Source organism: Salinibacter ruber DSM 13855, from assembly GCF_000013045.1.
GTDB lineage: Bacteria > Bacteroidota > Rhodothermia > Rhodothermales > Salinibacteraceae > Salinibacter > Salinibacter ruber.
On sequence record NC_007677.1, the window covers coordinates 2511764 to 2536793 of the forward strand.

Sequence of the window (25030 nt, forward strand, 5' to 3'; positions counted from 1 at the left end):
CTGCCGGGCGCAAGGCACAAGGATCCGGCCGCGTCACTCGGCGGCTGAAGGGCGGGCCGGCCGAGAAGGCAGGGATGTAGGTCCTGCTCTCGGATGCGCCCACGGAGGGTGCTTCGCCCCCGACGCACGCCATTCTCACACAAACAATTCTCACACGAACAAAAGCCCGAACGCGCCGAAGTAGAGCACCAGCGCCAGGAAGCTCTCGAACCCGATTCCGAATGCCCCCCGTCGCTCGCGGCGCAGGAGGCCCATCAACAAGATGCCGGTCAAAAGCAGCGTGAGGGCAATGATGAACACCTGCTGCTCGGTCATGGCGTGGTAGATCGAGCCCTCCTGGTAGCCAACATCCGAAAAGGCCACGAACAGGACATCGAAGCTGTTGCCGCCAATGATGCCCCCGACGGCGAGGGTCAGCGCCCCACGCCGCACCGCCGCCACCGACGTGACCAGCTCCGGGAGCGAGGTGGACACGGCCGTAAAGAGCCCGCCGACGAGCCCTTCGGAGAGGCCCGTCCGGGCGGCCACCTGCCCGCCCGTCTTGGCGATCACGTATCCCGCGGCGCCGACCACGAGGGACAGAGCCACGAACTCTAACCAGAGCGTCGAGAGGGCGGCCGACTCGCGGCCCTCCGCTCCGGTGTCCTGGCGGGTCTTGTCGGTTTGGCGCGCCACCCAGTACGGGGTCGACCGGGCCTCGGCCACGAGGTGAATGCCATAGAGGTAGCCCGCAACCAGCAGCACGGAGGCAGGGTGGATCCCGAACAGGTCGAGGCGCGGCCCGGCCATTCCGAGCAGGGGAATCGCCAGGAGGGTCGACAGCAGGGCGCCCTGCAGGAGGTTCTCGACAGAGGCGGCGGCGTGTTCGAGATTCGCGGGCCGGTAGGCCATGTCCGCCACCGCAAGGAAGACGGTCTGGGCGGCGATCCCGCCAATGGCGTTGCTGATGGCCAGGGACGGAAGCCCGTCCACCGCGGCCGTCACGGACGTCGTGATGCCGGCAATGGAGGTGGTACTGCCCAGCAAGACGGCCCCGAAAATCGCCTCTCCGAGACCGGTTTCGTCGGCGAGGCGGTCGGCGGCCCGGGTCATCCGCGTTCCGACGACGGCGATGAGGAAGGCCGAGGCTCCGAATGCCGCAGAGACGACCGGAAAGGAGAGGGTTTCCCAGGCAACAAGGTCCATCAAGCGTCAGGCGCGAGCGGAAAAACAGCGTCGAAAACTACGCGTGCACACCCTACACACGGTCCCCCCACACATGGCCTCGGTCTGATTGTTGAGACCAGCACCATTGCGGGCGGCAGGGCAGTCGATTTCGGGGCACAGCAGGACGATTTCTGACACGGAAGCGGCCTGGTCGTCCGGCCCCCGCACTGAATGTTGGGAGACAGCCCCCCTCCTCCGGCCTGTTCTACGTCGGCTGGTTGCCATCCCGTCCGTCTGATCCGGCCCCGTGTCCTCTCGGCCCACCGGATCATCTCATAGGCCCATCTCCAGGGCCAGAAGCATCAGATTTGCAAGGCCCGCCAACGGGCCGACCACCGCGAATGCGGGGTACACCCAGCGCCCCACGCCCTCCGGCATGCGGTGACAGGACAGGTCCACCGCTCCCCGAAAGAACTGCCCCAGCGTGACCGCCGTCCCGATGGCGGCGCCCGTGAGGCCCCAGACCGCCCACCCTTCGGCCCCGGCTTGCCTCCACGGCAGGTGGAAGGCGGCCATCCCCTTCTGGACCAGGGCCTGCGCCACGAAACCGATGAACGCGACGAGAACGCCAAGTTGGCCGACAAGCCACTGCTGTGCCTGAGTCATGAGCCCGAGTCCGTTGCTCGTGCTAGGGGGATTGGGGACTGGGTATTCAGCTGCCAAGTGCTTGGGGGCCGGACAGTAGGACGCCAAGGTATTGGACCTCTTGTCCTGCGTCGTGTTCGACGGGCCAGATGGCCATCGGGGAGAGGCGGTGTCGGGGAAGGGAGACGAAGACCACGGTGGCGTGGGGCCAGCCGACACGGGCCCATCGGCAGCGTCGAGACAAGGGGCCGGTCGCGCTGCATGCCGGCGACGAACAGGCGGAATCGAACGAGCGTACGTCACGTGCAGATGTTGTCGGGAAAAAAACGCACTTGGGAAGGTACTGGATGCGTTCCAGCACGTCGCCCGCGAGGGCATGGCCGTTGGCCCCCAGTTGGCACGCAATCATACATACGCAATCATACGTCTTGCCCCTCACATGGGTATGACCACAATCGGTCTCGTCCAGCGGAAGGACGACGTCGGAACGACCACAATCGCCACCAATCTTGCCGTCACGCTTCGGAACAGGGGAGACAGCGTGCTCCTGGTTGACGCGGGCCCACAGGGGCCCCAGAAGGGCACTGTACGGGACTGGTCTGCCACAGGCGACTCCCAGACGCCCGAAACGATCGGCGTGGACCGACCTGTGGTCCACGAAAAACTTCCCTCCATCGAGGGCTTCGATGTTGCGATCATCGATGCGACCGGCAAGCTGGAGGAAATGACCATCTCGGCCATCAAGGCCAGCGACCTCACGCTGGTACCCGTTCAGCCTTCGACGGCGGATCCGAAGAAAGTGGGGCAGGTCATTGATTGTATTGAGACCCACCAGGCCCTGACGGAAGCCCCCTCCAACGAGAGACGCCCCGCCGCTCGCTTTGTCATCTCCAGGGCGACCGGCTCCTCGAGGATGGGCGAGCAGATCCAGCAGATCGTCAGCGAGGCGCCCTTCGGCCGGCTGGATGCCGGAACGAGCCAGCGCGTCGCCTATGCCAGGGCCCTCGGCGAGGGGGCCAGCGTCCACGAGACCGGCGACAAGGAAGCGCAGGCCGAGGTGAAGGCCATCACCGACGAGATTGAACAAATTCTCCGGGCCGATGGACAGTAACGATCTCAACTACATCCAGCACAGATGCATTCCGCGTCGCTAGAACGTGGCCACAACCGGCGGCGTCCGACAGCGGCGGGCACAGGGCCCCGCGAACAGGAAGCTCAGCAATCGGCCAAACATTCGTCCACTCTCACGCTCGTCGTTCCACCTTCTCGATGAAGAAATACGTCTACTGGGGATCGACCGTCCTTTTCGCTCTCATGATGGCCGGCTCTGGCACAATGTACTTCGTGTCCGAGAACATGGCCGCCAAGTTCGCCCAGCTTGGCTTTCCGGACTACTTCCGAATCGAGCTCGGCATTGCGAAGCTTCTGGGGGCCGTGGCTCTCCTCACGCCCCTCCCCCGGTTGGGACTCTCCCGCGCGGTACTCGCCCGCACGGTCAAGGAGTGGACCTACGCCGGCTTCACGATCAGCATCGTCTCGGCGATGATCGCGCACACGGCATCGGGCGATCCGGCGACGGCACTCCTCCTCCCTGGGGTGGCGTTTGTGCTGGTGGCCACCTCCTACACGACGTACCATCAGTACTACCGGACGGAGGCCGGCGCAGAGGAGACACCCACAGCCCCCGCTACGTGATGGCAATTCGCCGCGTGGCAGCAGCTCCTTCCGTGCGGCGACCGGCCGCGCCACGACAGCCTTCACAGCCCCCGCGCCCTGCGTTTGGTCTCAGCCCAACAGACCCCGATGGCCCCTGCCTCCGAGATCCCAATGCGACTCCACGATGCGCTCACCGCCCGATACCCCCGTCTCGTGGACACCTACGACCGAAAGATCGGAACCAAGGGGGCCGAGGGCCACGCCGACTGGAGCGCGTGGTGCTTTGCGGCCGGCGGGATTGCGGCCACGATCGCAAGCAACCGTCACGCCGCGGCCCCGGAGACGGTCGGCGCGGGCCAGGCGTTCGAAGACATCCACCGCATTGCCGCCATCGCGGCGTGGCGCCCCGACCGGTACGTGCTGGACCTCTCCGACCGCCCGTCGACCGCAATCGAGACGATTCCCGCCCAGGTGTCGCCCCCGCGCTGCCTTCGCCCCGATACGTTTCATTTTGGGGCCTGGTGCCCCTTTGTCTTTCTGGGACGAGGGGCCGACGGCCAGAACCGCGGACTTTTCGTGTACCTGGATGACCCGGGGACGGACAACGCCACAAACGGCCCCCCGATGCTCATCGGCGTCGTCGCGCGGGCGGACCTCGCATGCAGAACCGTCGCGGTGGCTTTGGGACAGGGGGGTCTGATGCGGGGCATCGAGACCGCGATGAAGGAGATTTCCGAAACGCGGCAGGTCGACACGGAAGAAGCGGTCGAGGTGGACGAGGAGGAGCTCGAGAAAGAAGCCGTGCCCAGGCTCGGGAAAACGACCGATTACGCGAGGGAGGCCCGCATTGCGGCAACGGTTGCGCTGTTTGTCTCCCAGGCCGACTGGACCCCACCGCTTCCGGAGGCTCCGCGTCGGACCATTGCCATGGCGGAGGAGACGACGGTCTGCTCTCTCGCGTAGCCCCCCTCCCCCCGCGCGGCGCAATCGCCTCCTGGACGAACCAGCCGACCGTTCCGCCGCAGAAGTTCTTTTCGAGGACGCGACGCGTGCCGCCCTCGACCGACGCCCCCCCCAGGCGGTTCATCGTGGCCTTTCGGCATCCCACGCTCGTCGTGACGGCGTCCACTTGTTCCGGCGGTGGGCCCTCGATCTCCCGATCGACCCCTTCGAGGGGACGCGTCTCTACCTGCTCTGCCTGCGGGTCCGATGGGCTCATCGCAGAAGCGTGCGGCCTCAAACGGCCCTGGACGAGAGAGGAGAAGTAACGATTCGGGCCCAGGGACAACGGAGCGGTAGACTGCAACGCAGCAGCTTCGCGTCGGGGGCGGCATTTTCACCTCCGGACGTGGAGGAGGACCGAGGCTCCTCGATGCTCGCCGACGTCCGACACAGTCCGCATGCGCGTCGATCGCCCCTGCGCTCTCGTGTTCGCTTCGCACACACCACTCGTTCGTGCCCATGTACTCTCGTCTTCAGTCTGGATTCGTAGGCGGAGCACTCGGCTCCGTCTTCATCGCCGCAATCATGCTCGCCATGTTCGTCGTGGCGGGCACCCCCCCGATGTTCATGGCCACCTTCAACGCCACACTCGGCCCGGCCAGCCCGATTGTCGCCGGGCTCGCCGGCGGGGCGCTGTTTGTCCTGAGCGGGGCTCTCTGGGGCGTGCCGTTCGCGGCACTGGTTCGAACGCCGACGATCGGGAACGGAATTGCGTTCGGGCTCGTGCCGGCACTCTGGCTGTGGGTCGTTGTCGCCCCGGTGATGCTCGGAAAGCCCGTGTTCTTCGGGTTTGCCCTGCCGAAGCTGAGCCTGCCGTTCGTATTCAACTGCCTGGTGTGGGGCACGACGGTCGGCTGGTACGCCGGCGCGGACGCCCCCGCGGCCGACGGAGAGGCGCAGGCCAGCGTTGCCTCCTCGTGAGAAGCCAGGCGACAGCATCCGTGGATGTGCGCCCCGCGACGGCGGCCCAGGGCCTTCTGCCTCTCTGATGGGAACCACTGGCCTTGGGACAGGACGACTCCTGATCTGCCCCCGGCCCCTCCGGAGGGCGTCTGTCTCTTCCCACCGCCCAGGGTCTCGAAGTGGGGAATCACCCCGGCCTGGGTGTGGCAAAAGTGGGTGACGAAAGCAGCCTACGGAAGCGTGGAGCCGTTTCGGAACCGCTTCGAAGTGTTCTCGAATCCGCGTACTGTCCCTTAGGGGCTGGCAGGACCGAGGCGACTGTTCCAAACAGAAAACGCCCCTTAGATCGCCGGTTACAGGCGCTGAGGGGCGTTTTTGATGCTGTCGCTATGTGCCCGAGAGAGGACTCGAACCTCCACGGCCGCAAGGGCCACGTGACCCTGAATCACGCGCGTCTACCAATTCCGCCACTCGGGCATCAAAGTGTGGATCCACCCAACGCCTACGACCGCCTGAAATGTTCCTTGAAATTACCGCGCACCCGACCGCCCCTCGAAACAGCGGCTCGCACTCGCCGCCCCCAGTTCATACATTAGAGGCGCTCGCTTCTGCTTCACAACCGCCCCTGCCCGCCCATGCGTGGTGTGCGCCTTCTCGCAGTCATCGGCCTCGTGCTCGGCGGCCTCGTGCTGTCCGGCCGTCCCGCACAGGCCCAGTACGCCCAGGACTCCCTCGCCTTCGACCTGGAGCATGTCTTTGACCTAGAGTACGCGGCGGACCCGCAGATTTCGCCGAGCGGCGACCGGGTGGTGTATGCGCGCACCGTCATGGACAAGATGGACGACCGCCGTGCCTCTCGGCTCTGGGCCGTCAACGCGGACGGCTCGGGCCACCGTCCAATTACCGCCCCCGAGACAAACGCGTCGCAGCCGCGGTGGTCCCCCAGCGGCGATCGGGTCGCCTACGTGGCGTCGACGGAGGGCGACGGGGCCGAGGTCTTCGTGCGGTGGATGGACACCGGCCAGACCGCCCGGATCACGCAGCTTGAGGAGTCGCCGAGTGGGCTCTCGTGGGGGCCGGAGGGGGACCGGCTGGCCTTCTCCATGTTCGTCCCGGCGGAGCCGGAGCCCTTTGCCCGCATGCCCAGCCCGCCGGAGGGGGCCGACTGGGCCGAGCGGCCCGACGTCATCGACCAGACCTACTACCGCTCCGACGGCGGCGGGTACACCGAACGGGGCCATACGCAGCTCTTTGTCGTATCGGCGTCGGGCGGCACCCCGCGTCAGATCACAACCGGGCCCTACGACCACGGCGGCGCCCCCACCTGGACGCCCGACGGCGAGACGCTCTTGATCAGCGCCAACCGCCACGCGGACCGGCGCCTCGACCCGCTCAACACGGAGGTGTACGCCGTGGACGTGGCAAGCGGTGCGGTCACCGCCCTCACCACCCGGCAGGGCCCGGACGGCGACGTGGCCCTCTCCCCGGACGGCTCTACGATCGCCTACACCGGCTTCGACGACCGCGAGCAGGGCTACCAGGTGACCAAGCTGTACGTCATGGACCGCGACGGCACCAACGCCCGCCTCCTCACCGAGGGCTTCGACCGGGACGTCCAGAACCCGACGTTCACCGCCGATGGGGAGCACATCGTCTTCCGGTACGTGGACGAGGGGTCGACCAAGATCGGCCGCGTGGCGCTCGACGGGGGGCGGCGCGTCGTGGCGGAACACGTGGGCGGCACGTCCATCGGCCGCCCCTACACGAGCGGCTCTTTTAGCCTCGCGTCGAACGGCCGGGTGGCCTTCACGCACGCCACGCCCCAGCGCCCCGCCGACGTGGCGGTGGCCCAGGCCGGGCGCGAAGCACAGGTCCTCACCGCCCTGAATGACGATCTGTTTGGGCAGGTCGACCTTGGCTCCGTCGAGCAAATCACGTACGAATCCTCCCACGACGGCCGCACGATCGAGGGCTGGATCGTCACCCCGCCGGGCTTCGACGCGTCACAGGAGTACCCGCTCGTCCTCGAAATTCACGGCGGCCCCTTCGCCTCGTACGGCCCGTACTTCTCCGCGGAGGTGCAGCTCTACGCCGCCGCCGGCTACGTGGTGCTCTACACCAATCCCCGCGGCTCGACCAGCTACGGCCAGGACTTCGGCAACGCCATCCACCACGACTATCCCGGGCACGACTACGACGACCTGATGTCCGGCGTGGATGCCGTCCTGGAGCGCGGCTACGTCGACGCGGACCGGCTCTACGTGACGGGCGGAAGCGGGGGCGGGGTTCTGACGTCCTGGATCGTGGGCCACACCGATCGCTTCCGGGCCGCCGTCGCCGCCAAGCCGGTGATCAACTGGTACAGCTGGGCGCTGACGGCGGACATGTACCCCTACGGCGTCAAGTACTGGTTCCCCGGCCTGCCGTGGAACCACGAGGAGCACTACATGGACCGCTCGCCCCTCTCGTACGTCGACAACGTGACGACGCCCACCATGCTACTGACCGGCGCCAACGACTACCGCACGCCGATGTCGGAGTCGGAGCAGTTCTACCAGGCCCTGAAGCTCCGCGAGGTGGAAACGGCGCTCGTCCGCGTCCCGGGGGCCTCCCACAGCATCGCCGCCCGCCCGAGCCACCTGGCCGCGAAGGCCGCCCACGTGCTGGAGTGGTTTCGTCGCCACGGGGGCCCCACGCCTGAACAGTAAGGCGGCGCGAGGCCCGCGGCGCCCACTCGCCAGCCCCCAGCGACCACCCCCGTGAAAAGAAAATCAATCCCCTACCATAGAGGGGCCGAGTCGGGGACAAAAGCCCAGCACCCACCCGGGAGGGTTGGAACCCGGCCCGGCACCATGCCGTTACGCGAATCGGATATTTTGGGAGGCGGCTGCCCGCTCCACTTTTGATTCAATTCCTCGGTAGCTCAACGGTAGAGCATGCGGCTGTTAACCGCAGGGCTGCTGGTTCGAATCCAGCCCGGGGAGCCGAAAGCCCGATTGGACGGTCCAATCGGGCTTTTTCTTTTGCCACGCCGGTTCGCCCCGCCGGACTGGGGGCCTCCTCGTCTGTATTCCCGGCCCCCCACGACCGCAGTCAGTGCCGCCCCGCCGGCCGCGACCGTCCCGATGCCGGCCGCCCCTTCCAATCCTCTTGCCCGGCCCTCAGCGTGTAGGGGCCTCGTTCCCATCCGCCAGCATGGAGCCCGATCCAGATCGGGGTGGTCATGCGTCTCAGATGTTTGCCTAGAGTCCCGATGCCCCCTGTACGAACGGAGACACTGATCCGATGCGTCCTTCGACGGCCAACGGCGGCCGTCCTGGCCGTCGCGCTTGCGCTGGGCCTCACGGCGTGTGGCCTGGACGCGACCGATGACTCGACGCCGTCGCCCTCCGCTTCCTCCCGTTCCCCGGTGGCCGACAGCACGACCATCCCCCGCATGCTGACGACCGACGATCGGTTTTCGACCCTGCGCGCCGCCCTCGATTCTACGGGCCTCGATTCCCTCCTGGCCACCGGGGGCCCCTTTACTCTTTTCGCTCCCCCGAACGGCGCGTTTGCGTCGGCCTCCGCCGGCTCCGTCGAGGATGTGCTGACAGGGGATCGGGACCGCCTTCGCGCCCTCCTTGCCCGCCACGTCGTGGGGGGCCGCGTTGCGGTGGGCGGACGGCCGGGGCCCCGCTCGGTGGTCCCGATGAGCGGCGACACGCTCTCGCTGCACCCGGCCCCCGACGGCGTCCGGATCGACGGGACCCCAATTCTCGACGCCAACATCCAGGCGGGGAATGGGCGCATTCACGTCGTCGACGCGGTGCTCCGGGCTCCCGGATCCGACGCGCCGTGACGAGGCGCCCCTACCCGGGGCCGTAACGATCCACGAATATGTATTCGTCCCGTCGAACCTGGGCGGGAAATTGGGTTTGGAGAAGTGTTCGTCTCTTCATAGCTCCCTCTCTAGCCCATGGCTTCTGATTCTCCCGTCTATCTCCTTCTCGGCGCCACCGGCGGCATCGGGTCCGAGGTGGCCCATCGGCTCGCCGACGACGGCGCACAGCTCGTCCTCGGGGCCCGCTCGGAAGACGACCTGGACGACCTGGCGGCCGCCACCGGCGGCGACGCGATGCCCCTCGACGCCACCGAGTTTGAGCAGGTGCAGGCCGCCGTGTCGCACGCCACCGACACGTACGGGGGCCTCGACGGGGTGGTCAACTTCGTCGGCTCGGTCCTCCTCAAGCCCGCCCACCTTACCAGCATCGACGAGTACCGGACGCAGATTGAGAAGAACCTCGACACGGCCTTCAACACCGTGAAGGCGGCCGGCCGTCCCATGATGCGCAGCGGCGGGTCCATCGTGCTCATGGCGTCGGCCGTTTCGCGCACCGGGCTCAAGAACCACGAGGCGATCGCCGCGGCGAAGGGCGGCGTCACGGGCCTCATGCGGGCCGCTGCCGCCACCTACTCCGGCCGCGGCATCCGCGTGAACGCCGTGGCCCCCGGCCTCATCGGCGGCGGTGAGAATTTCGCGAGCCAGATGTCGGAGCAGATCCTCAGCTCCGAGGCGGGCCGGAAGCAGTCCGAGAAGATGCACGCCCTCGGCCGCGTGGGCACGCCCGAGGACGTGGCCCCGGCGGTCACGTGGCTCCTCGATCCCGAAACCGACTGGGTCACCGGGCAGGTCATCGGCGTGGACGGTGGACTCGGCACCGTGCGGCCCGGATAGAATGAAGACGCACCCTCCGGCGGCGTGCAGGCCCGTCCCACGGGCGGGCGCTGCCCTGCAGACTTCACCGGCCGGCCTCCTGTGCTTCTCCCCAGTTCCCCAGCGTTCCCATGCGTACCCTGATTCTCGTCCTCCGGGACCAACTTGACCGCGACGCCACCGTCCTGCACGAGGCCGACCCCGGCCGCGACGCCGTGGCGATGACGGAGGCGGACGTGCACCGGGACCGATACGCGGAGCACAAGCAGCGCCTCGCCCTCGGCTTCGCGGCGATGCGCCACTACCGGGCGGACCTGCGCGACGACGGCTGGACCGTCCACTACCAGCCGGCCGACGCCCCGGCCGGGGCCGAGGACGCCCCCGCCTTCCTGCGGCAACAGCTCGCCGAGCATCAGCCCGAGCGCGTCGCCATGACCGAGCCGGGACGTCATGCGCTTCTGGAGACGATCGAAGGGGTGTGCGAGGAGATGGGCGTCCCGCTCCGCGTCCACGCCGACGACCACTTTCTGGCCACCCACGACACCTTCGAGCAGTGGGCCGATGGGCGCAAGGAGCTAACACTGGAGTACTTCTACCGCGAGCGGCGCCGCGAGTACGACGTCCTCGTCACCGACGACGGCGACCCTGTGGGGGGCGACTGGAATTTCGACGACGACAACCAGGAGAGCTTTGGGGCGGACGGGCCGGGCATGGTGCCGGAGGGCCCCGCGTTCGAGCGCGACGCCATGACCGAAGATGTGCTCGACCTGGTGCGCACCCAGTTTGCCGACGCGCCGGGGGCGCTCGACGCGTTTCGATGGCCGGTGACGCCCGCCCAGGCCCGGGCCGCCCTCGCGGACTTCGTGGAGCACCGGCTGCCGAACTTCGGCACGTACCAGGACGCGATGTGGACGGGCCGGGCCTTTCTCTACCACTCGCGCCTCTCGTGTGCGCTGAACCTGAAGCTGCTCGACCCCATGACCGCGGTGCGGGCCGCCGAGGAGGCGTACCACGACGACCATGCCCCCCTCAACGCCGTGGAGGGGTTCGTGCGCCAGATTCTCGGCTGGCGCGAGTTCGTGCGGGGCGTGTACTGGCTGCACGCCCCCGAGTACGTGGACCGCAACGCGCTGGAGGCAACCGAAGACCTTCCGGAGTTCTACTGGACCGGCGACACGGACATGCGGTGCCTGAGCGAGTGCACGGGACAGGTCCGGGAGCACGCGTACGCCCACCACATCCCACGCCTCATGGTGATGGGGCTCTTCGGGCTGCTCTACGGCGTCGACCCGCAGCAGATGAACGAGTGGCACGAGTCGATGTACATCGACGCCTGGGAGTGGGTCTCCACCCCCAACATGGTCGGGATGGCCCTGTACGCCGACGGGGGCACCGTGGGCACCAAGCCGTACACGGCCTCCGGGAAGTACATCAACCGGATGAGCAACTACTGCTCGCACTGCCGCTACGACCCGGACGAGGCCGTCGGGGACGAGGCCTGTCCCTTCACCTCGCTCTACTGGAACTTCCTAGACCGGCATCAGGAGACCTTCTCGGGCAACCGGCGCATGAACTTTCAACTCGCCAACGTCCGGCGAAAGTCCGACGCGGAGCTGCAGGACATTGCCGAGCGGGTGGAGGAGGTGCGGGCCCTCACCGAGGCGGGCGAAATTTAACCCCAGGGCCCTCGGGCGGGGCCACGGACCCGTCCGAGAATGTGACGATGCGGGCCGGGCGGCTCCCAATCCGGAACGCCCGTGCGTTTTGTCAAGTACCAGACCACAGATTTTCAACACGGTCCTTTTCAGGGAAGCATCGATCATGTACCGACGCGGTCGTTCCATTGCGACGTGTACCGTAATGGCCCCCGAGGCCGTGCGGTGTCGTTGTTGGTGTCGATGTTGTTCTCCCCCGGAGAGGCCGCCTTCTGTCGGCGCCCCGCGCCCCGTCCCTGAGTCCGGACGGTAAGCCCGCGCCCGACATTGTTGCCAGCGCCCGTCGCCTCTCCGGCCCCGCCGCGAGAGGCGTTTTCTATTTGCCCCGTTCCCCACACCAATGAGCACGGCCCCTGCCTCCCCATCCGCGTCGACGGCCGCCCCGGCCGCGTCGTCCCTGGTTGACGACATCGGCCGGACGCCCCTCCTGCGGCTCGACCGCGTGGCCGATGACCTGCCGGACTCCGTGGCCGTCTACGGCAAGGCGGAGCACCTCAACCCTGGCGGCTCGGTGAAGGATCGCCCCGCCCTCCGGATGATCGAGGCGGGGCTCGACGCCGGTGCGTTCCGCCCCGAGCAGACGCTCATCGACGCGACGAGCGGCAACACGGGCATCGCCTACGCGATGATTGGCGCGGCGAAGGGGCTGGACGTGGCCCTCGCCCTGCCCGAGAACGCCTCCGCGGAGCGCAAGAAGGTGCTGCGCGCCTACGGGGCCGAACTCATCCTGACGGACCCGATGGCGGGCACGGACGGCGCCCAGCGGCGCGTGAAGGAGATCGTGGACGCCCACCCGGACCGCTACTTTTACCCCGACCAGTACAACAACGACGCCAACTGGCGGGCGCACTACGACGGCACCGGCACGGAAATCTTGGATCAGACGGACGGCGCGGTGTCCCACTTCGTGACGGGCCTCGGCACCACCGGCACCTTCACCGGCGTCACGCGCCGCCTGAAGGCACACGACGCATCGATTCGATGCGTCGCCGTGGAGCCGGAAACGGCCCTGCACGGCCTGGAGGGCCTGAAGCACATGGAGACGGCGATTGTGCCCGGCATCTACGCCCCGGACCTCGCCGACGCCCACCGCACGTGCTCCACCGAGGCGGCCGTCGACATGACGCGTCGGCTGGCCCGGGAGGAGGGGCTGCTGGTCGGCCCGTCGGCGGGAGCGAACGTGGCCGCCGCGCTCGACGTGGCCCGGTCGCTCGACGCCGGCACCGTCGTCACGATCCTCTGCGACACCGGCACGCGGTACCTGAGCGACGACTTTTGGGAGGAGGAATCATGAGTTTGCGAGTCACGAGTCATGAGCTACGGGTATTGAAATCGAACTGATGACTCGTGACCTCATGACTCGTGACCTCATGACTCGTGACCTCATGACTCATCACTCGTGACGCACTGACTCGCAACCTCGCCACTGACGCCCGACGATGAAAACCACCCCTGACATTCTCGACCAGATTCGTGTCCACGGCGCCGACGCCTATCCCGAAGAAGGATGCGGCTTTCTGCTCGGCACCGTCACGGACGACGGCGACAACCGCGTGGCTGCCCTCCACCGCGCCACCAACCGCCGCTCCGAGCAGCGGACCCGGCGCTACGAGCTCACGGCCGACGACTACCGGGCGGCCGACGCGGCGGCGCAGGAGCAGGGGCTCGACGTGGTGGGCGTGTATCACTCCCACCCCGACCATCCGGCGCGGCCCTCGGCGACGGACCTGGAGGAGGCCACCTTTCCCGGCTTCACCTACGTCATCGTCTCCGTCCGCGACGGCGCCCCGGAGGCCCTAACCGCCTGGGCCCTCGCCCCGGACCGCTCCGAATTTCACCGCGAGGACATCGTCCGGCCCGACCCCGAGGCGCCGTAGTCTCGGCAGGCTAGTCCCAACCGTCCAACGTTCCCCCTTCCAACCTTCAACGCCCTACCATGCCCACCACCGACACCACGACCGTCACGCTCCGCATTCCGACCCCCCTTCGCTCCGCCACCGACGGGCAGGCGACCGTCGAGGTGGAGGCGGAGACGGTCGACGCGGCCCTTCGCACCCTCGTAGACCAGCACCCCGACCTCGCCGACAACCTCTACGACGAGGACGACGAGCTGCGCCAGTTCGTGAACATCTACGTCGGCGACGACGACGTGCGGTTTGGCGAGGGCGTGGACACCCCGCTGGAGCCGGGCGACGAGGTATCCATCGTGCCCTCGATTGCGGGCGGCTGAGGCGATTCTATTCGGGATGCCCGCCCCCTTCGTCCTGTGGGCTTTTAAGCCGTTTGCGCATGCCGAAACCGCAGACGTATTGCGTGTTGCGTATTCCGTGGAAGCGGTCGCGTCGTTTTACGGGGGTACGCAGTACGCAGTACGAAATACGCAATATCCCGACGAATTTCATTCTTCCCGATGCCTACAACCACGACTGACCCCAACCAGAAACAGGCGGAATTGTCCCCCGATGAGCTCCAGCGCTACAGCCGCCACCTCACGCTTCCCGAGTTTGGGCGCGAGGGACAGGAGGCGCTCAAGAACGCGTCCGTCCTGCTCGTCGGGGCGGGCGGCCTCGGCTCGCCGGCCGCGACCTACCTCGCCGCGGCGGGCGTCGGCCGCATCGGCCTCGTCGACTTCGACAGCGTGGAGGCCTCGAACCTTCAGCGCCAGATCCTCTACGGCACCAGCGACGTGGGCCGGCCCAAGCTCGATGCCGCGTCCGAGCGCCTGGAGGACCTCAACCCGCACGTCGACGTGGAGACGCACGAGGTGCGCCTCACGAGCGACAACGCGCTCGACATCATCGACCAGTACGACGTGGTGGCCGACGGGACCGACAACTTTCCCACCCGCTACCTCGTCAACGACGCCTGCGTGATGACGGGCACGCCCAACGTGTACGCGTCCATCTTCCGCTTCGAGGGGCAGGTGTCGGTCTTTGCCACCGAGGACGGCCCCTGCTACCGGTGCCTCTATGAGGAGCCGCCCCCGCCCGGCCTCGTCCCCTCCTGCGCCGAGGGCGGCGTGCTCGGCATCCTGCCCGGCTTCATCGGCACGCTGCAGGCCACCGAGGTCATCAAGGTGCTCACCGGCGTCGGCGAGCCGCTGGTGGGGCGCCTGCTGATGTCCGATGCCCTCAACATGGACTTCCGCACCGTCAACGTGCCCACGAACCCCGAGTGCCCGGTCTGCGGCGACGACCCGACGGTGACGGAACTGATCGACTACGAGGCCTTTTGCGGACTTCCGCAAAGCGACGAGTCCTCCCCCAACGGAACCGCCGATTCTGACGTGTCTGACACCGACGACGCCGTCCCCGAAACGTCCGTCCACGACCTCAAGCAGCGCCGCGACGCGGGCGACGCGCCCTTCGTGCTCGACGTGCGCGAGCCCTACGAGGCCGAGATCGCGAGCCTCGACGCCGACCAGCTCATCCCGGTGGACGACCTTGAGGCCCGCCTCGACGAACTGGACGCCGGCCCGGAGGAGGAGATTGTGGTGCACTGCCGCTCGGGCGCGCGCTCGGCGAAGGCCACCGCGTTCCTGCGCGAGCAGGGCTACGACGCCTCGAACCTGGAGGGCGGCGTGCTTGCCTGGAGCGAGGAGATTGACGACAGCGTGCCGCAGTACTGATCTTCGCGCAGCACACAGCGTCTCCACCACAAAACCACAAGCGGGACCCGTGGCTCAGCGCCAGGGGTCCCGTTGTATGTGTCTCCAATGTGCAGCCTTCGGTCCAGGCAGCGCGTCCCTCAGCACTACGGAGCGAGAATCTGCTGCACCTGCGCCTGCTGGATCGGCCGGTCCGAGTCGACGGTCTGGTTGAACGCGGCCGAGTCACCGGGGGGCACGTCCTGCACCTGGATCCGCATCGTCTCGATGCGGGAGCCCTGGCCATCGTAGAGGGCCACCTCCACCTCCGCGATGCCGATGGTAGAGCGGCCCTGGTTGACGAGCGTGCCCGCAAAGATCCGCTCGCCGGTCTCCGTCTGCAGGAGACGGGGCTCGACCACGGTCGCGTCGGTGGTCTCGCCCTCGCCCCCCCCGCACGCCCCGAGGACGGCCATCCCCGCGACGGCGGCAACGAGCAGCATCAGCGAACGCACGGACGAGCCGGAAGCGAGAGGCATAGGAGCAGCGGGGCCGGTCGGAGAACAGCGGGGCGGAAATGGTGGAGTTCTGGCGCTAACCAATGGTGTGAAGTTGTTTTCGCAGAAGAGTCCAGCCGCCCCCTACGGCAGTGGGTTTGTCCGGCTTCGTCGCTGTAGGCAAGCAAATCATGGTAAATCAGGTGCTTTCTTTCTCTTCGGGTGTCCATTTTGTCGGCCCCAAAATGGACGAAAAGGGCCGGGCTGTCAGAAAATGGCCTAAGGCCACGCTCGCTCCATTGAAATTTATCAAACTCGCCCTCCCTTCGTCGGGCTCAGCCCAGGACTACTTCCTCGCTTCGCTCGGGGTGCGGGCATGATAAATTTCGGGCACTCCGCGAGCTCAGGCCTCCGGGCGGCCATTTTCTGAAGGCCGGAGGATCGGTCACCGTGTAATTTTCGATTTCAAACCGGGCGAGGCCCCTTCGCACGAATAACGTCACACTGTTGGGCACTAACCACGGTGGGAAACCACACAGACCCCCACGGATCCCCGCGCCGGTCCGTCGGGCGTGGGGTTTACGAAACAATCATGCGGCCGCTACACGGCCTCCAGGTCGGCGAGGTTGTCCTGCAGCCGCTCTAGCTCGGCGGTCGCGTCCTTCTTCTTCTGGCGCTCGCGCTCCACGACCTCGTCCGGCGCCTTGTTGACGAACTGGGGGTTGTTGAGCTTCTGCTCCACGCCTTCCAGGAAGGTCTCCTTCTCCTCAATCTCGCCCCGGAGCCGCTCGCGCTCCTGCTCCAGGTCGATCATGCCGACCAGCGGCACGAACACCTCGCACCGCCCCACGACGACCGAGGCGCTGGCCGTCGGCTTCTCGGCCCCGGCCTCCACCGTCAGGTCCGTCACGCTCGCCAGCTTGTCGAAGTAGTCGGCGTACCGCCGCACGGTGTCCGCGAGGGCTTCGTCGTCGACGGGCACGCTGACCGTCGCCTCGATCTCCTGCCCCAGGCCCACGCCGTAGTCGCTCTTGATGCCGCGCACGCCGGAGATCATCTCCTGGATGAGTTCGAACGTCTCGGCGGCGGCCGCGTCCATCTGCTCGTCGTCGGCCGACGGCCAGTCGGCGGCGATGCAGGCCTCCCCCGCCCCGCGCGGCCGCACCTTCCACCACAGCTCCTCGGTGATAAACGGCATCAGCGGGTGCAGGAGCTTCAGGAGCGTCTCGTAGATCTCGGCCGCCAGGGCGATCTTGTCCGCCTCCATCTCCTCACCGTACGGCGGCTTGATCAGCTCCAGGTACCAGTCGCAGTAGTCGCGCCAGAACACGTCGTAGACGCGCTCGGCGATCTCGTTGAGGCGGTAGCGGTCGAGCGAGTCTTCGACGTCCTGGATGGCGGTGTGGAGGCGGTGCAGCATCCACTGCTCCACCAGCTCCAGCTCTTCGAAGGAGCGCTCCCGCTGGTAGTCGCGGACGGGCACGCCGGCGTCGTCCCGGTCCATGAACTGGCCGAAGACGTTGAACGCGTTCCAGATCTTGTTGGCGAAGTTGCGGCCCATCTCAAACTTCGAGGGGGCGAGCTTGATGTCCTGCCCCTGCGCGCAGAGGAGCGTCAGGGTGAAGCGGGTGGCGTCGGCGCCGTACTGGTCCACCATCTCCAGCGGGTCGATGCCGTTGCCCAGGCTCTTCGACATCCAGCGGCCCTGCGCGTCCTTCACCATGCCGGTGATAAAGACGTTCTTGAACGGCGGCCGGCCGGTAAACTCGTACCCCGCCATGATCATGCGGGCAATCCAGAAGAAGAGGATGTCGTACCCGCTGACGAGCACGTCGGTCGGGTAGAATTTCTCCAGGTCGTCGGTCTCCTCCGGCCAGCCGAGCGTGGCGAACGGCCAGAGCCAGGACGAGAACCACGTGTCGAGCACGTCGGTCTCCTGCACCATCCCGTCCTCCGGCTGGTCGATGCTCACGACGTAGCCCTGCTCGGGATCGGCCTCCCCGTGCTCGTCGGTGTAGTACCAGACCGGAATGCGGTGGCCCCACCAGAGCTGGCGGCTGATGCACCAGTCGCGGATGTTTTCCATCCAGCGGAAGTACTCGTTGGCCCAGCGGTCGGGGAAGAACTCGATCTCGCCCTCGCGCACCGCCTCGATCGCCGGCTCGGCCAGGGGCTCCATCTCCACGAACCACTGCCGCGAGATGAGCGGCTCGATCACCGCCTCCGAGCGCTCGGAGAGGGGGACGCTCATCATGTAGTCCTCCACCGCCACCAGCAGCCCCTCCTCCTCCAGGTCCTCCACGATCTGGTCGCGGGCGTCGAACCGGTCCATGCCCTCGTAGGGCCCGCCGTTCTCGTTGATGTCGCCCGTCGGGCTCATGATCGTGATTTTCTCAAGGCCGTGGTCCTCCCCAATTTCGAAGTCGGTCTCGTCATGGGCCGGGGTGACCTTGAGCGCTCCCGTGCCGAAGTCGCTGTCGATCCGCTCGTCGGCGATGATGGGGATCTCGCGCCCCAGGAGCGGCAGGATCGCGGTTTCGCCCACGAGGTGCTCGTACCGCTCGTCGTCGGGATCCACGGCAATGGCCGTGTCGCCGAGCATCGTCTCGGGGCGGGTCGTGGCGATCGTCAGGGACTCGTCCTCGGCGCCCACGAGCGGGTACTGGACGTGCCACAGGTGCCCCTCGCGCTCCTCGTTCTCGACCTCCTCGTCGGAGAGGGCCGTTTCGTTCTCGGGGTCCCAGTTCACCAGGTAGTCGCCGCGGTAGATGAGCCCCTCCTCGTGGAGCTGCACGAAGACCTCCTGCACGGCCCGCGTAAAGCCCTCGTCCATGGTAAAGCGCTGGCGGCCCCAGTCGCACGAGTCGCCGAGCGTGCGCTTCTGGTCCAGGATGAGGTCGCCGTACTCCTCCTTCCAGGCCCGCACCCGCTCCACGAACGCCTCGCGGCCGAGGTCGTGGCGCGTCTTCCCCTCCGCCTCGCGGAGATCGTCCTCCACGGCGTTCTGCGTGGCGATGCCCGCGTGATCGAGGCCCGGCATCCAGAGGGTCTCGTCCCCCTTCATGCGGTGGATGCGCGTGAGGGCGTCCTGGATGGAGTCCTGCAGCGCGTGACCGATGTGGAGCCGCCCGGTGACGTTGGGCGGCGGCATCATGATGACGTGGGAGTCGGCGTCGCCGTCGGCGTCGGCCTCGAAGAAGCCGTGCTCTTCCCAGTAGGTGTACCACTTGTCTTCGATGTCGGACGGATCGTAGGCTTTGCTCATCGAAGCCAAGGACGGGGCGTCGTCGGGCATGGTGTCGTGCAAGTACTTGAATCAGCGAATTCGACCGTGACCGTGCGGAGCCAGCGCGAGGCCGCCGTCTGCGGTCGGCCGTCTGCGGTCACGAAGGTAACGTAGGGGGCCGGAGCGAGGGATGCCGGACGCATGTCGGGTATTTCATTGAATTTGGGAGAGGCCCGTCGGATCCGTTTCGCTCGATCTTCCCAGTCGCCCCGTCCGCTCGGTAACATCTCTTCCCTCTGGGCGTATCTGTTCCTGTCGCTCTCGTCTGTCTCGACACCCGCCCTCCTCCCATGCGGAGCCCTTCCATCGAGGACTATCTCAAAGCCCTCTACAAACTCGAAGACGACAAGGGAGCTCCCGTATCGACCGGTGCCCTCGCGGAGGCGATGGACGTCTCGTCGGCCTCGGCGTCGAACATGATCAAACGCCTCGACGAGCTCGAGTTCTTAACGTACGAGGCCTACGAGGGGGCCACGCTCACCGATCCGGGACGCACCGTGGCGCTGGAGGTGCTCCGCCACCACCGCCTGCTGGAGCTCTACCTGAAGGAGGTGATGGGCTTTTCGTGGGACGAGATTCACGAGGAGGCCGAAATTCTGGAGCACCACATCTCCGAACGGTTCGAGGACCGCATCGAGGAAATGCTGGGCCACCCGGAGCGCGACCCCCACGGCCACCCCATTCCGGCCCGGGACGGCTCCGTGGACGCCCTCCCCACCCGATCGCTCGCCGACCTCCCCGAGGGGGACGCCGCCTCCATCGACCACGTCGCCGACGAGGACGGCGAGCTGCTGGACCTGCTCGAACAGCGCGGCCTCCTCCCCGGCGCCACCGTCGAGGTCGCCGACACGCGCCCGCTCGACGGCCTGCTCGTCGTGGCGGTCGACGGGACCGAGCAGCTCATCGGCCGCCCGGTCGCAAAGAAGGTCGTCGTGGAGGCGTAGCTGAACAGGAACCGGCCGATGCGACGGGTCTGTCGCCCCCTCCCGAGGGGCACGCGGAACGATTTAGCCACGGCTAAATTATTGTATTGCCCTCGAAAACTCGGGGCCGTCCCCACGCGCACAAGACGGTGCGCACCGCCGACCCGTTCGCGTCCGCCCCTTTCCCGCCTCATGCTTCCTCAAGACGCCCTCGACATTCTGATCGTCTCGATACGGGACGGGTTTGTGCAGGTGAGCGCCTTCGTCGCGGTGACCGTTCTGTTGTTTAGTTACCTTCAGTACCGAACCAGCGGCCGCATCGTCACCTTTCTCCGGAACCACCGGCGCATGCAGCCCATCGCCGGGGCCCTGCTCGGGCTGACCCCGGGCTGCGGCGGGGCCATCGTGGCGATGCCCCTCTACATCCGCGGCACCATCAGCTTCGGGTCCGTCGTGGCCACCCTCGGGGCTACGGCCGGGGACTCGGCCTTCGTGATTCTCGCCATTGCGCCCGGGGCCGGGGTGTACGCCTACGGACTGGCCTTCGCCGCGAGCGTGGCGTTTGGCTACGCCATCGACCACTGGGGGTTGGGCGTCCGCCGCATCGACGCGGCCGTCGAGCGCGTTGCGGCCGTGATGCGTCCGGGGAACGTCGCGGCCTCCAGCGTGGTCGCCGGGGGGCACGGCACGGCGACGGGGTCCCCGGAGGCGCCCCGCCCCGGGGATGCCGGCTCGGCGGCCGTCGCGCGGTCCAGTCCGGCCCGCCTCGACGGTGCGCTCTCGGCCCCAGACGCCGCCCCCGCCGGTACGGCCTCGTCCTGCCCGCCCCCGTCCGACGCCTCCGGCCCCCACGAATCGGCCGACGCCTCCGGCGCGACGAATGGGGCGTCCGGCGTACTGACCACCATTAGCCACGTCGTGCACCTCCTCTGGTGGGGCGTGGCGGCCGCAGGGCTCGTGGCGGGCGTGATGTACCTGGCCCGAGGGGCCCCGGAGGTGGCCGTCGAGGTCGCCCCGACCTTCTTCGGGCTCTTCACCGTCGCCGGGGTGACGGGCACGGTGCTCTCGTTCTACCTCTACGTCGTCGGCCGCCACTACATGGACGAAGCGGGGGCCGGCCGCCTCCGCGACCGCTTCGGGAGCGCATACGAGACATTTCAGCACGCCGCGATGGAGACGTCCATGGTGACGGTGTGGGTGCTCGCGGGCTATCTCCTCTACGAATACACCATGGGCCTTTTTGCCCTCGACCTCAGGGCCCTGTCCACGATGGCCGGCGTGTTTGCGCCGGCGGCGGGGGCGGCCCTCGGGATCGTGCCCGGCTGCACCCCCCAGATCATCTTTGCGCAGCTCTACGCCGTCGAGGAGGTGATCCCGTTTTCCGCCCTGGCGGCCAACGCCATCAGCCAGGACGGCGACGCCCTGTTTCCGCTCATGGCCATCGACATGAAGGCGGCGCTCATTGCGACGATCTACACGACCATCCCGGCGCTGGTCGTCGGGGCCCTCGTGTACTACCTCTGGCCGTTCGCCCGCTTCGGCTTCGGCGTGCTCGGGTAGCGCGCCTCCGCATCACTCCGCTGGCTGCAGTTCACGGAGCCGGTCCCACCGGTAGATGCCGCCGCGGTGGCCGTCGTCCCAGGTGATGCGCAGCCCCACGCTGCCCGCCTTCTCGATCCGGACGTTTTTCCAGCGGTTCTTCTGGCGGAAGATGTGGAGAACGCCCGGCTTGGGGATGCGCTCGACCTTCTTCCCCTCACATTCCGCACACGGACACGCCTCCCGCAGCCCGTCGAGCGGAAAGACGGACGCGTGCCCGTCGGCCCACTCAATGTTGAGCCGCTGCATCTTGACGTCGAGCGAGACGCGTTCGGGCGGCGGGATGTCCACGGCGAGACCACGGGCGAGAAGCAGAAACGCGCGACACGCCGGAGTCGGGCGCCGCGTCGGCAACGCGCCCGTCGCGGACGCCCCCAATTCCGGACAAAACCCCACAGACGCCTGCCGGGGATGATCCCCGGGCCCGCACTACCCCTCCCCCAGCGAAGGCGCGTCATTCGTGGGCTCCATTCCCGGTAGGCCCACCGTCACACACGTCCCCTCTCCCTCCTCCGTCGCCACGTCGACGGTTCCGCCCATTCGGTCGACCGCCCGCTGCACGACGGCCAGCCCCAGCCCGGTGCCCTCGTACTCGCGCCCAAAGCCCTCCGACGCCTGCCGAAACGGCTCGAACAGCGCCGGCACCTCGTCCGGGTCCATGCCGATGCCCGTGTCCTCGACCTCCACGACCACGTCGCCGCCGGCCCGACCGACGCGCAGCCACACGGTGCCGCCCGCCTCGGTGTACGTAATTGCATTGGAGAGGAGGTGACGCAACACAATCGGGACCTGATCCGCGGGGGCCCGGGTCCGCATCGTCGCGCTCCCCACCTCCGTCCGGAGCGCAATGTCGTCCGCTTCGGCCCGATCTTGAATCTCGTCGGCGACGGAGCGGGCCGCGGCCGCCACGTCGACCGGCTCGGCCGGTTCGTTCTGCTGCTCCGCCTCCAGCCGGGACAGGTTGAGTATATTGTCGAACGTGCGGAGCAGCCGCTCGCCGCTCTTCGCGATCAGCGATGCGAAGCGGGACACGGGGCCCGCGCCGTCGGAGGCCTCGTCGTCGATGGCCTCGGCAAACCCGAGGATGGAGGTGAGCGGGGTTCGTAGCTCGTGGCTCATGTTTGCCAGGACCGCCGACTTGAGCCGGCTCGCCTCTTCGGCCTCTTCCTTGGCCGCCCGGAGGGTCTCTTCGCGCCACTTGAGCTCCGTGATGTCGCGGGCCTCCGGAATCAGCAGCTCCACCTGCCCGTCCGCGTCGGTCACCGGGCGGATGGAAAAGTCAATGATGCGGTCCTCATCGCCCCCCTGGATCGGCCGCTCGTAGCGTACGAACTCCCCCTCGGCTGCCCGCTCGACGGCCTCCCGGAGCCGCTGCTTCGAGTCCTCACCGGTTTGGGCCCAGTGGGTCTTCCAGATCGGCGTGCCGACGATGTCCTCCCGGTCGAGCCCCCCGAACCGAAGGGCCGTGTCGTTGGCCTCGATCATCGTCCCGTCCGGCTCCATAAGGCCGGTAAACTGGTAGGTGTGGTTGAAGATGGCGTCGAGGCGACGCTCCCGCTGCTTGCGCTCCGTAATGTCGGTGTAGATGGCGTAGATCTCCGGCGGCCCCTCGTCGGGACGGCGGGAGATCGCCTGGACCTGAAACTCGCGCATCCCTTCGGCGGTCGTACGCTGCACCTCGGCCCGGACTTCTCCACTCTCCAGGACCCGACGATCAAAGTCTCGCGCCCGGTCGTGGCCCTTCTCCGGGACGAGTATGTGGTTGATCTCCGCCCCCACCGCCTCCGTGGCCGCCAGGCCGAACGTGTCCTCGAACGCGGGGTTGGCATCCGTGACGAAGACCCCGTCGTCCTGGGCCACGCAGCGTACCACCGGCGTGGGCAGCGACTCGAACAGCGTTTCGAAGCGGTCGCGCTCCTCGCGCAGGGCCTGCTCGGCGTTCTTGCGCTCGGTGATGTCCCGGATAATGGCCCCGAAGAACCGCTCCCGGTCGGCCTCCCAGCTCGAGAGGGCCAGCTCCACCGGCACCTCGTGGCCGTCCTGGTGGAGCCCTTCCAGCTCTACCGTTTCGCCCAGGAAGCGTCCACGGCCCGTTTCCCGGACCCGCTCCATGCCGCGGCGGTGTGGCGCCCGGTGGCGGTCCGGCATGATCGTCTCGATGGGGCGCCCGACAATGGCCTCCTTCTCGTACCCAAACATCGCCTCGGCCCCGGGATTCCAGTCGATGATGTCGCCGTCCGCGTCGGCGATGACGATCGCATCCTCGGCGCTGTCCTTCAGCTCCTCGTAGGTCCGTCGGCGCCGCTCGGCTTCTTTCCGCTCCGTGATGTCGAGAATCACCCCGTTGAACACGGTTTCTCCCTCCCGCTGCTCCGGGGTCGACGCGCCGAGTGCCCAGATGCGCTCCCCATCCGGAGGGTCGAACGGCGTCTCGAACTCCCAGTCCGACTGTTCGTCGATGGCAGTTTCAATCGACCGCTCGATCTCGCGCTGGTACGGGTCGGGAATGCGCTCCAGACACCGCTCGTGGAACGTCGCCGGCTCGGCCTCGAGCCCGAGCACGTCCTCGGCGTGTTCGCTGACGAAGTGATGGCCGACGGTGCCGTCCTCACGCACGAAAAACTCGAAGACCACGCCGGGGAGGCTGTTGGTGAGGCCCTGGAGCCGGGCCTCCTGCTCGCGAACAGTCTTTCGGATCCACAACCAGCCCTGTGTGAGAACGGTCTCCACCACGGCGATGGTGCCCATGCTCGCAAGCAGGATGAGCGGGCTGGTCTCCGGACGCGGTCCCGTGAGCGTCGCCAGCACAGTCCCTCCCCCGCCGTAGCCCAGAAATGCGAGGGGGGCCCAGACCGACTCCGCCCCAAACGCGACGATTCCGGCCAGCACCGCGTACACGAGCAGCAGCCCCACGGCATACTCTCCCGAAAATTGGTTCAGCGCAGCGAGAACGACGAACCATCCCACAATGAGGTATAGCACCCCCCACACACAGGACACGTAGGCAGCCCGGACGCGGGCTGACCGGTACGAGGCCGCGAGGAGTGTTAAGAAGAGCCCGGCAATTCCCACGCGCACCCACAGCGGATCGATGGCATCGGGCGCGGCGACGGCGTAGAGCGGCGCGAAGCCCACCACGAGGCCCGCGCCGAGCAGGCTCAACAGGCGGTGCACCTGCACCTGCGACCGCATTTCTTCAGGGAGGTGGTCGTCTCGGGGCCGAAGACGCGAGAGGAGGGCACGTACGGAGGTCGTCATGGGGGATAACGATTCTGCACGATCGGGTCGGGACGTCGATCAAGGATCGTCCCCGGCAACACACGCAGCGGGACGCTGAGGCGTGGTCGGTCTACCGGGTCGGGCATAACAGCACTTG

At 67.5% G+C, this 25030-nt stretch carries 20 protein-coding genes and 2 tRNA genes; 15 read left to right on the top strand and 7 right to left on the bottom strand.

From position 1 onward, the window contains the following. Positions 1-150: 150 nt before the first annotated feature. On the bottom strand, positions 151-1185 hold the full coding sequence (locus SRU_RS10680; RefSeq protein WP_011404758.1) for a sodium:calcium antiporter: 1035 nt from the start codon (positions 1183-1185) through the stop codon (positions 151-153). A 294-nt stretch (positions 1186-1479) separates the two neighbouring features. Next, on the bottom strand, positions 1480-1812 hold the full coding sequence (locus SRU_RS10685) for a hypothetical protein (protein ID WP_043552475.1): 333 nt from the start codon (positions 1810-1812) through the stop codon (positions 1480-1482). Positions 1813-2236: 424 nt separating this feature from the next. Here SRU_RS10685 and SRU_RS10690 point away from each other — a divergent pair, with 424 nt between their 5' ends. The 4 genes from SRU_RS10690 (at position 2237) to SRU_RS10705 (ending at position 5370) form a co-directional block, all read left to right on the top strand. Then, the gene (locus tag SRU_RS10690) at positions 2237-2902 is read left to right on the top strand and encodes a hypothetical protein (protein ID WP_158442702.1); all 666 of its coding nucleotides are present in this window, start codon (positions 2237-2239) and stop codon (positions 2900-2902) included. A gap of 158 nt (positions 2903-3060) precedes the next feature. Continuing rightward, positions 3061-3486: a DoxX family protein gene (locus SRU_RS10695; protein ID WP_011404760.1), complete on the top strand. Its 426-nt coding sequence runs from the start codon at positions 3061-3063 to the stop codon at positions 3484-3486. A gap of 108 nt (positions 3487-3594) precedes the next feature. After that, on the top strand, positions 3595-4410 hold the full coding sequence (locus SRU_RS10700; RefSeq protein WP_013062414.1) for a hypothetical protein: 816 nt from the start codon (positions 3595-3597) through the stop codon (positions 4408-4410). A gap of 498 nt (positions 4411-4908) precedes the next feature. Next, positions 4909-5370: a hypothetical protein gene (locus tag SRU_RS10705; RefSeq protein WP_013062415.1), complete on the top strand. Its 462-nt coding sequence runs from the start codon at positions 4909-4911 to the stop codon at positions 5368-5370. 374 nt (positions 5371-5744) lie between these two features. On the opposite strand, the gene SRU_RS10710 is transcribed toward SRU_RS10705, so the two are convergent. Beyond that, positions 5745-5829, bottom strand: a tRNA-Leu gene (locus SRU_RS10710). Positions 5830-5987: 158 nt separating this feature from the next. Here SRU_RS10710 and SRU_RS10715 point away from each other — a divergent pair. The 9 genes from SRU_RS10715 to moeB all read left to right on the top strand — a co-directional run bounded on the left by SRU_RS10715 (position 5988) and on the right by moeB (position 15391). After that, a complete protein-coding gene (locus SRU_RS10715; protein ID WP_011404763.1) occupies positions 5988-8060 on the top strand; it encodes an alpha/beta hydrolase family protein in 2073 nt (690 codons plus the stop codon). Between the two features lie 204 nt (positions 8061-8264). Further along, positions 8265-8336: transfer RNA gene (locus SRU_RS10720), tRNA-Asn, on the top strand. A 269-nt stretch (positions 8337-8605) separates the two neighbouring features. Next, entirely contained in the window at positions 8606-9193 is a 588-nt protein-coding gene (locus tag SRU_RS10725; RefSeq protein WP_011404764.1) for a fasciclin domain-containing protein, read from the top strand. Between the two features lie 117 nt (positions 9194-9310). Next, positions 9311-10069: an SDR family NAD(P)-dependent oxidoreductase gene (locus tag SRU_RS10730; protein WP_011404765.1), complete on the top strand. Its 759-nt coding sequence runs from the start codon at positions 9311-9313 to the stop codon at positions 10067-10069. A 110-nt stretch (positions 10070-10179) separates the two neighbouring features. Further along, positions 10180-11724, top strand: coding sequence for a cryptochrome/photolyase family protein (locus SRU_RS10735; protein WP_011404766.1), 1545 nt, complete (start codon positions 10180-10182; stop codon positions 11722-11724). A gap of 379 nt (positions 11725-12103) precedes the next feature. Continuing rightward, positions 12104-13057 (top strand): PLP-dependent cysteine synthase family protein, encoded by a 954-nt coding sequence (locus SRU_RS10740; RefSeq protein ID WP_011404767.1) that lies wholly within the window; start codon positions 12104-12106, stop codon positions 13055-13057. A 145-nt stretch (positions 13058-13202) separates the two neighbouring features. Beyond that, positions 13203-13640, top strand: a complete 438-nt coding sequence (locus SRU_RS10745) for a Mov34/MPN/PAD-1 family protein (protein WP_011404768.1) — start codon at positions 13203-13205, stop codon at positions 13638-13640. A 59-nt stretch (positions 13641-13699) separates the two neighbouring features. Next, positions 13700-13993, top strand: a complete 294-nt coding sequence (locus SRU_RS10750) for a ubiquitin-like small modifier protein 1 (RefSeq protein WP_011404769.1) — start codon at positions 13700-13702, stop codon at positions 13991-13993. A gap of 180 nt (positions 13994-14173) precedes the next feature. After that, the gene (moeB, locus tag SRU_RS10755; RefSeq protein WP_011404770.1) at positions 14174-15391 is read left to right on the top strand and encodes a molybdopterin-synthase adenylyltransferase MoeB; all 1218 of its coding nucleotides are present in this window, start codon (positions 14174-14176) and stop codon (positions 15389-15391) included. Positions 15392-15516: 125 nt separating this feature from the next. On the opposite strand, the gene SRU_RS10760 is transcribed toward moeB, so the two are convergent. Both SRU_RS10760 and SRU_RS10765 read right to left on the bottom strand, forming a co-directional pair. Then, positions 15517-15888, bottom strand: a complete 372-nt coding sequence (locus SRU_RS10760) for an FxLYD domain-containing protein (protein WP_231847115.1) — start codon at positions 15886-15888, stop codon at positions 15517-15519. 559 nt (positions 15889-16447) lie between these two features. Beyond that, the gene (locus SRU_RS10765) at positions 16448-19141 is read right to left on the bottom strand and encodes a valine--tRNA ligase (RefSeq protein WP_231847116.1); all 2694 of its coding nucleotides are present in this window, start codon (positions 19139-19141) and stop codon (positions 16448-16450) included. 281 nt (positions 19142-19422) lie between these two features. Here SRU_RS10765 and SRU_RS10770 point away from each other — a divergent pair, with 281 nt between their 5' ends. Both SRU_RS10770 and SRU_RS10775 read left to right on the top strand, forming a co-directional pair. Beyond that, positions 19423-20076 carry a metal-dependent transcriptional regulator gene (locus SRU_RS10770; RefSeq protein ID WP_011404773.1) on the top strand — a complete coding sequence of 218 codons (654 nt, stop codon included), beginning with the start codon at positions 19423-19425 and terminating at the stop codon, positions 20074-20076. Positions 20077-20247: 171 nt separating this feature from the next. After that, positions 20248-21615: a putative manganese transporter gene (locus SRU_RS10775; RefSeq protein ID WP_043552481.1), complete on the top strand. Its 1368-nt coding sequence runs from the start codon at positions 20248-20250 to the stop codon at positions 21613-21615. Positions 21616-21627: 12 nt separating this feature from the next. Here the strand turns inward: SRU_RS10775 and SRU_RS10780 are convergent, their stop codons facing one another. Further along, the gene (locus tag SRU_RS10780; RefSeq protein ID WP_112904395.1) at positions 21628-21945 is read right to left on the bottom strand and encodes a DUF971 domain-containing protein; all 318 of its coding nucleotides are present in this window, start codon (positions 21943-21945) and stop codon (positions 21628-21630) included. Positions 21946-22083: 138 nt separating this feature from the next. Further along, positions 22084-24912 carry a PAS domain S-box protein gene (locus tag SRU_RS10785; protein ID WP_011404776.1) on the bottom strand — a complete coding sequence of 943 codons (2829 nt, stop codon included), beginning with the start codon at positions 24910-24912 and terminating at the stop codon, positions 22084-22086. Positions 24913-25030: the final 118 nt, after the last annotated feature.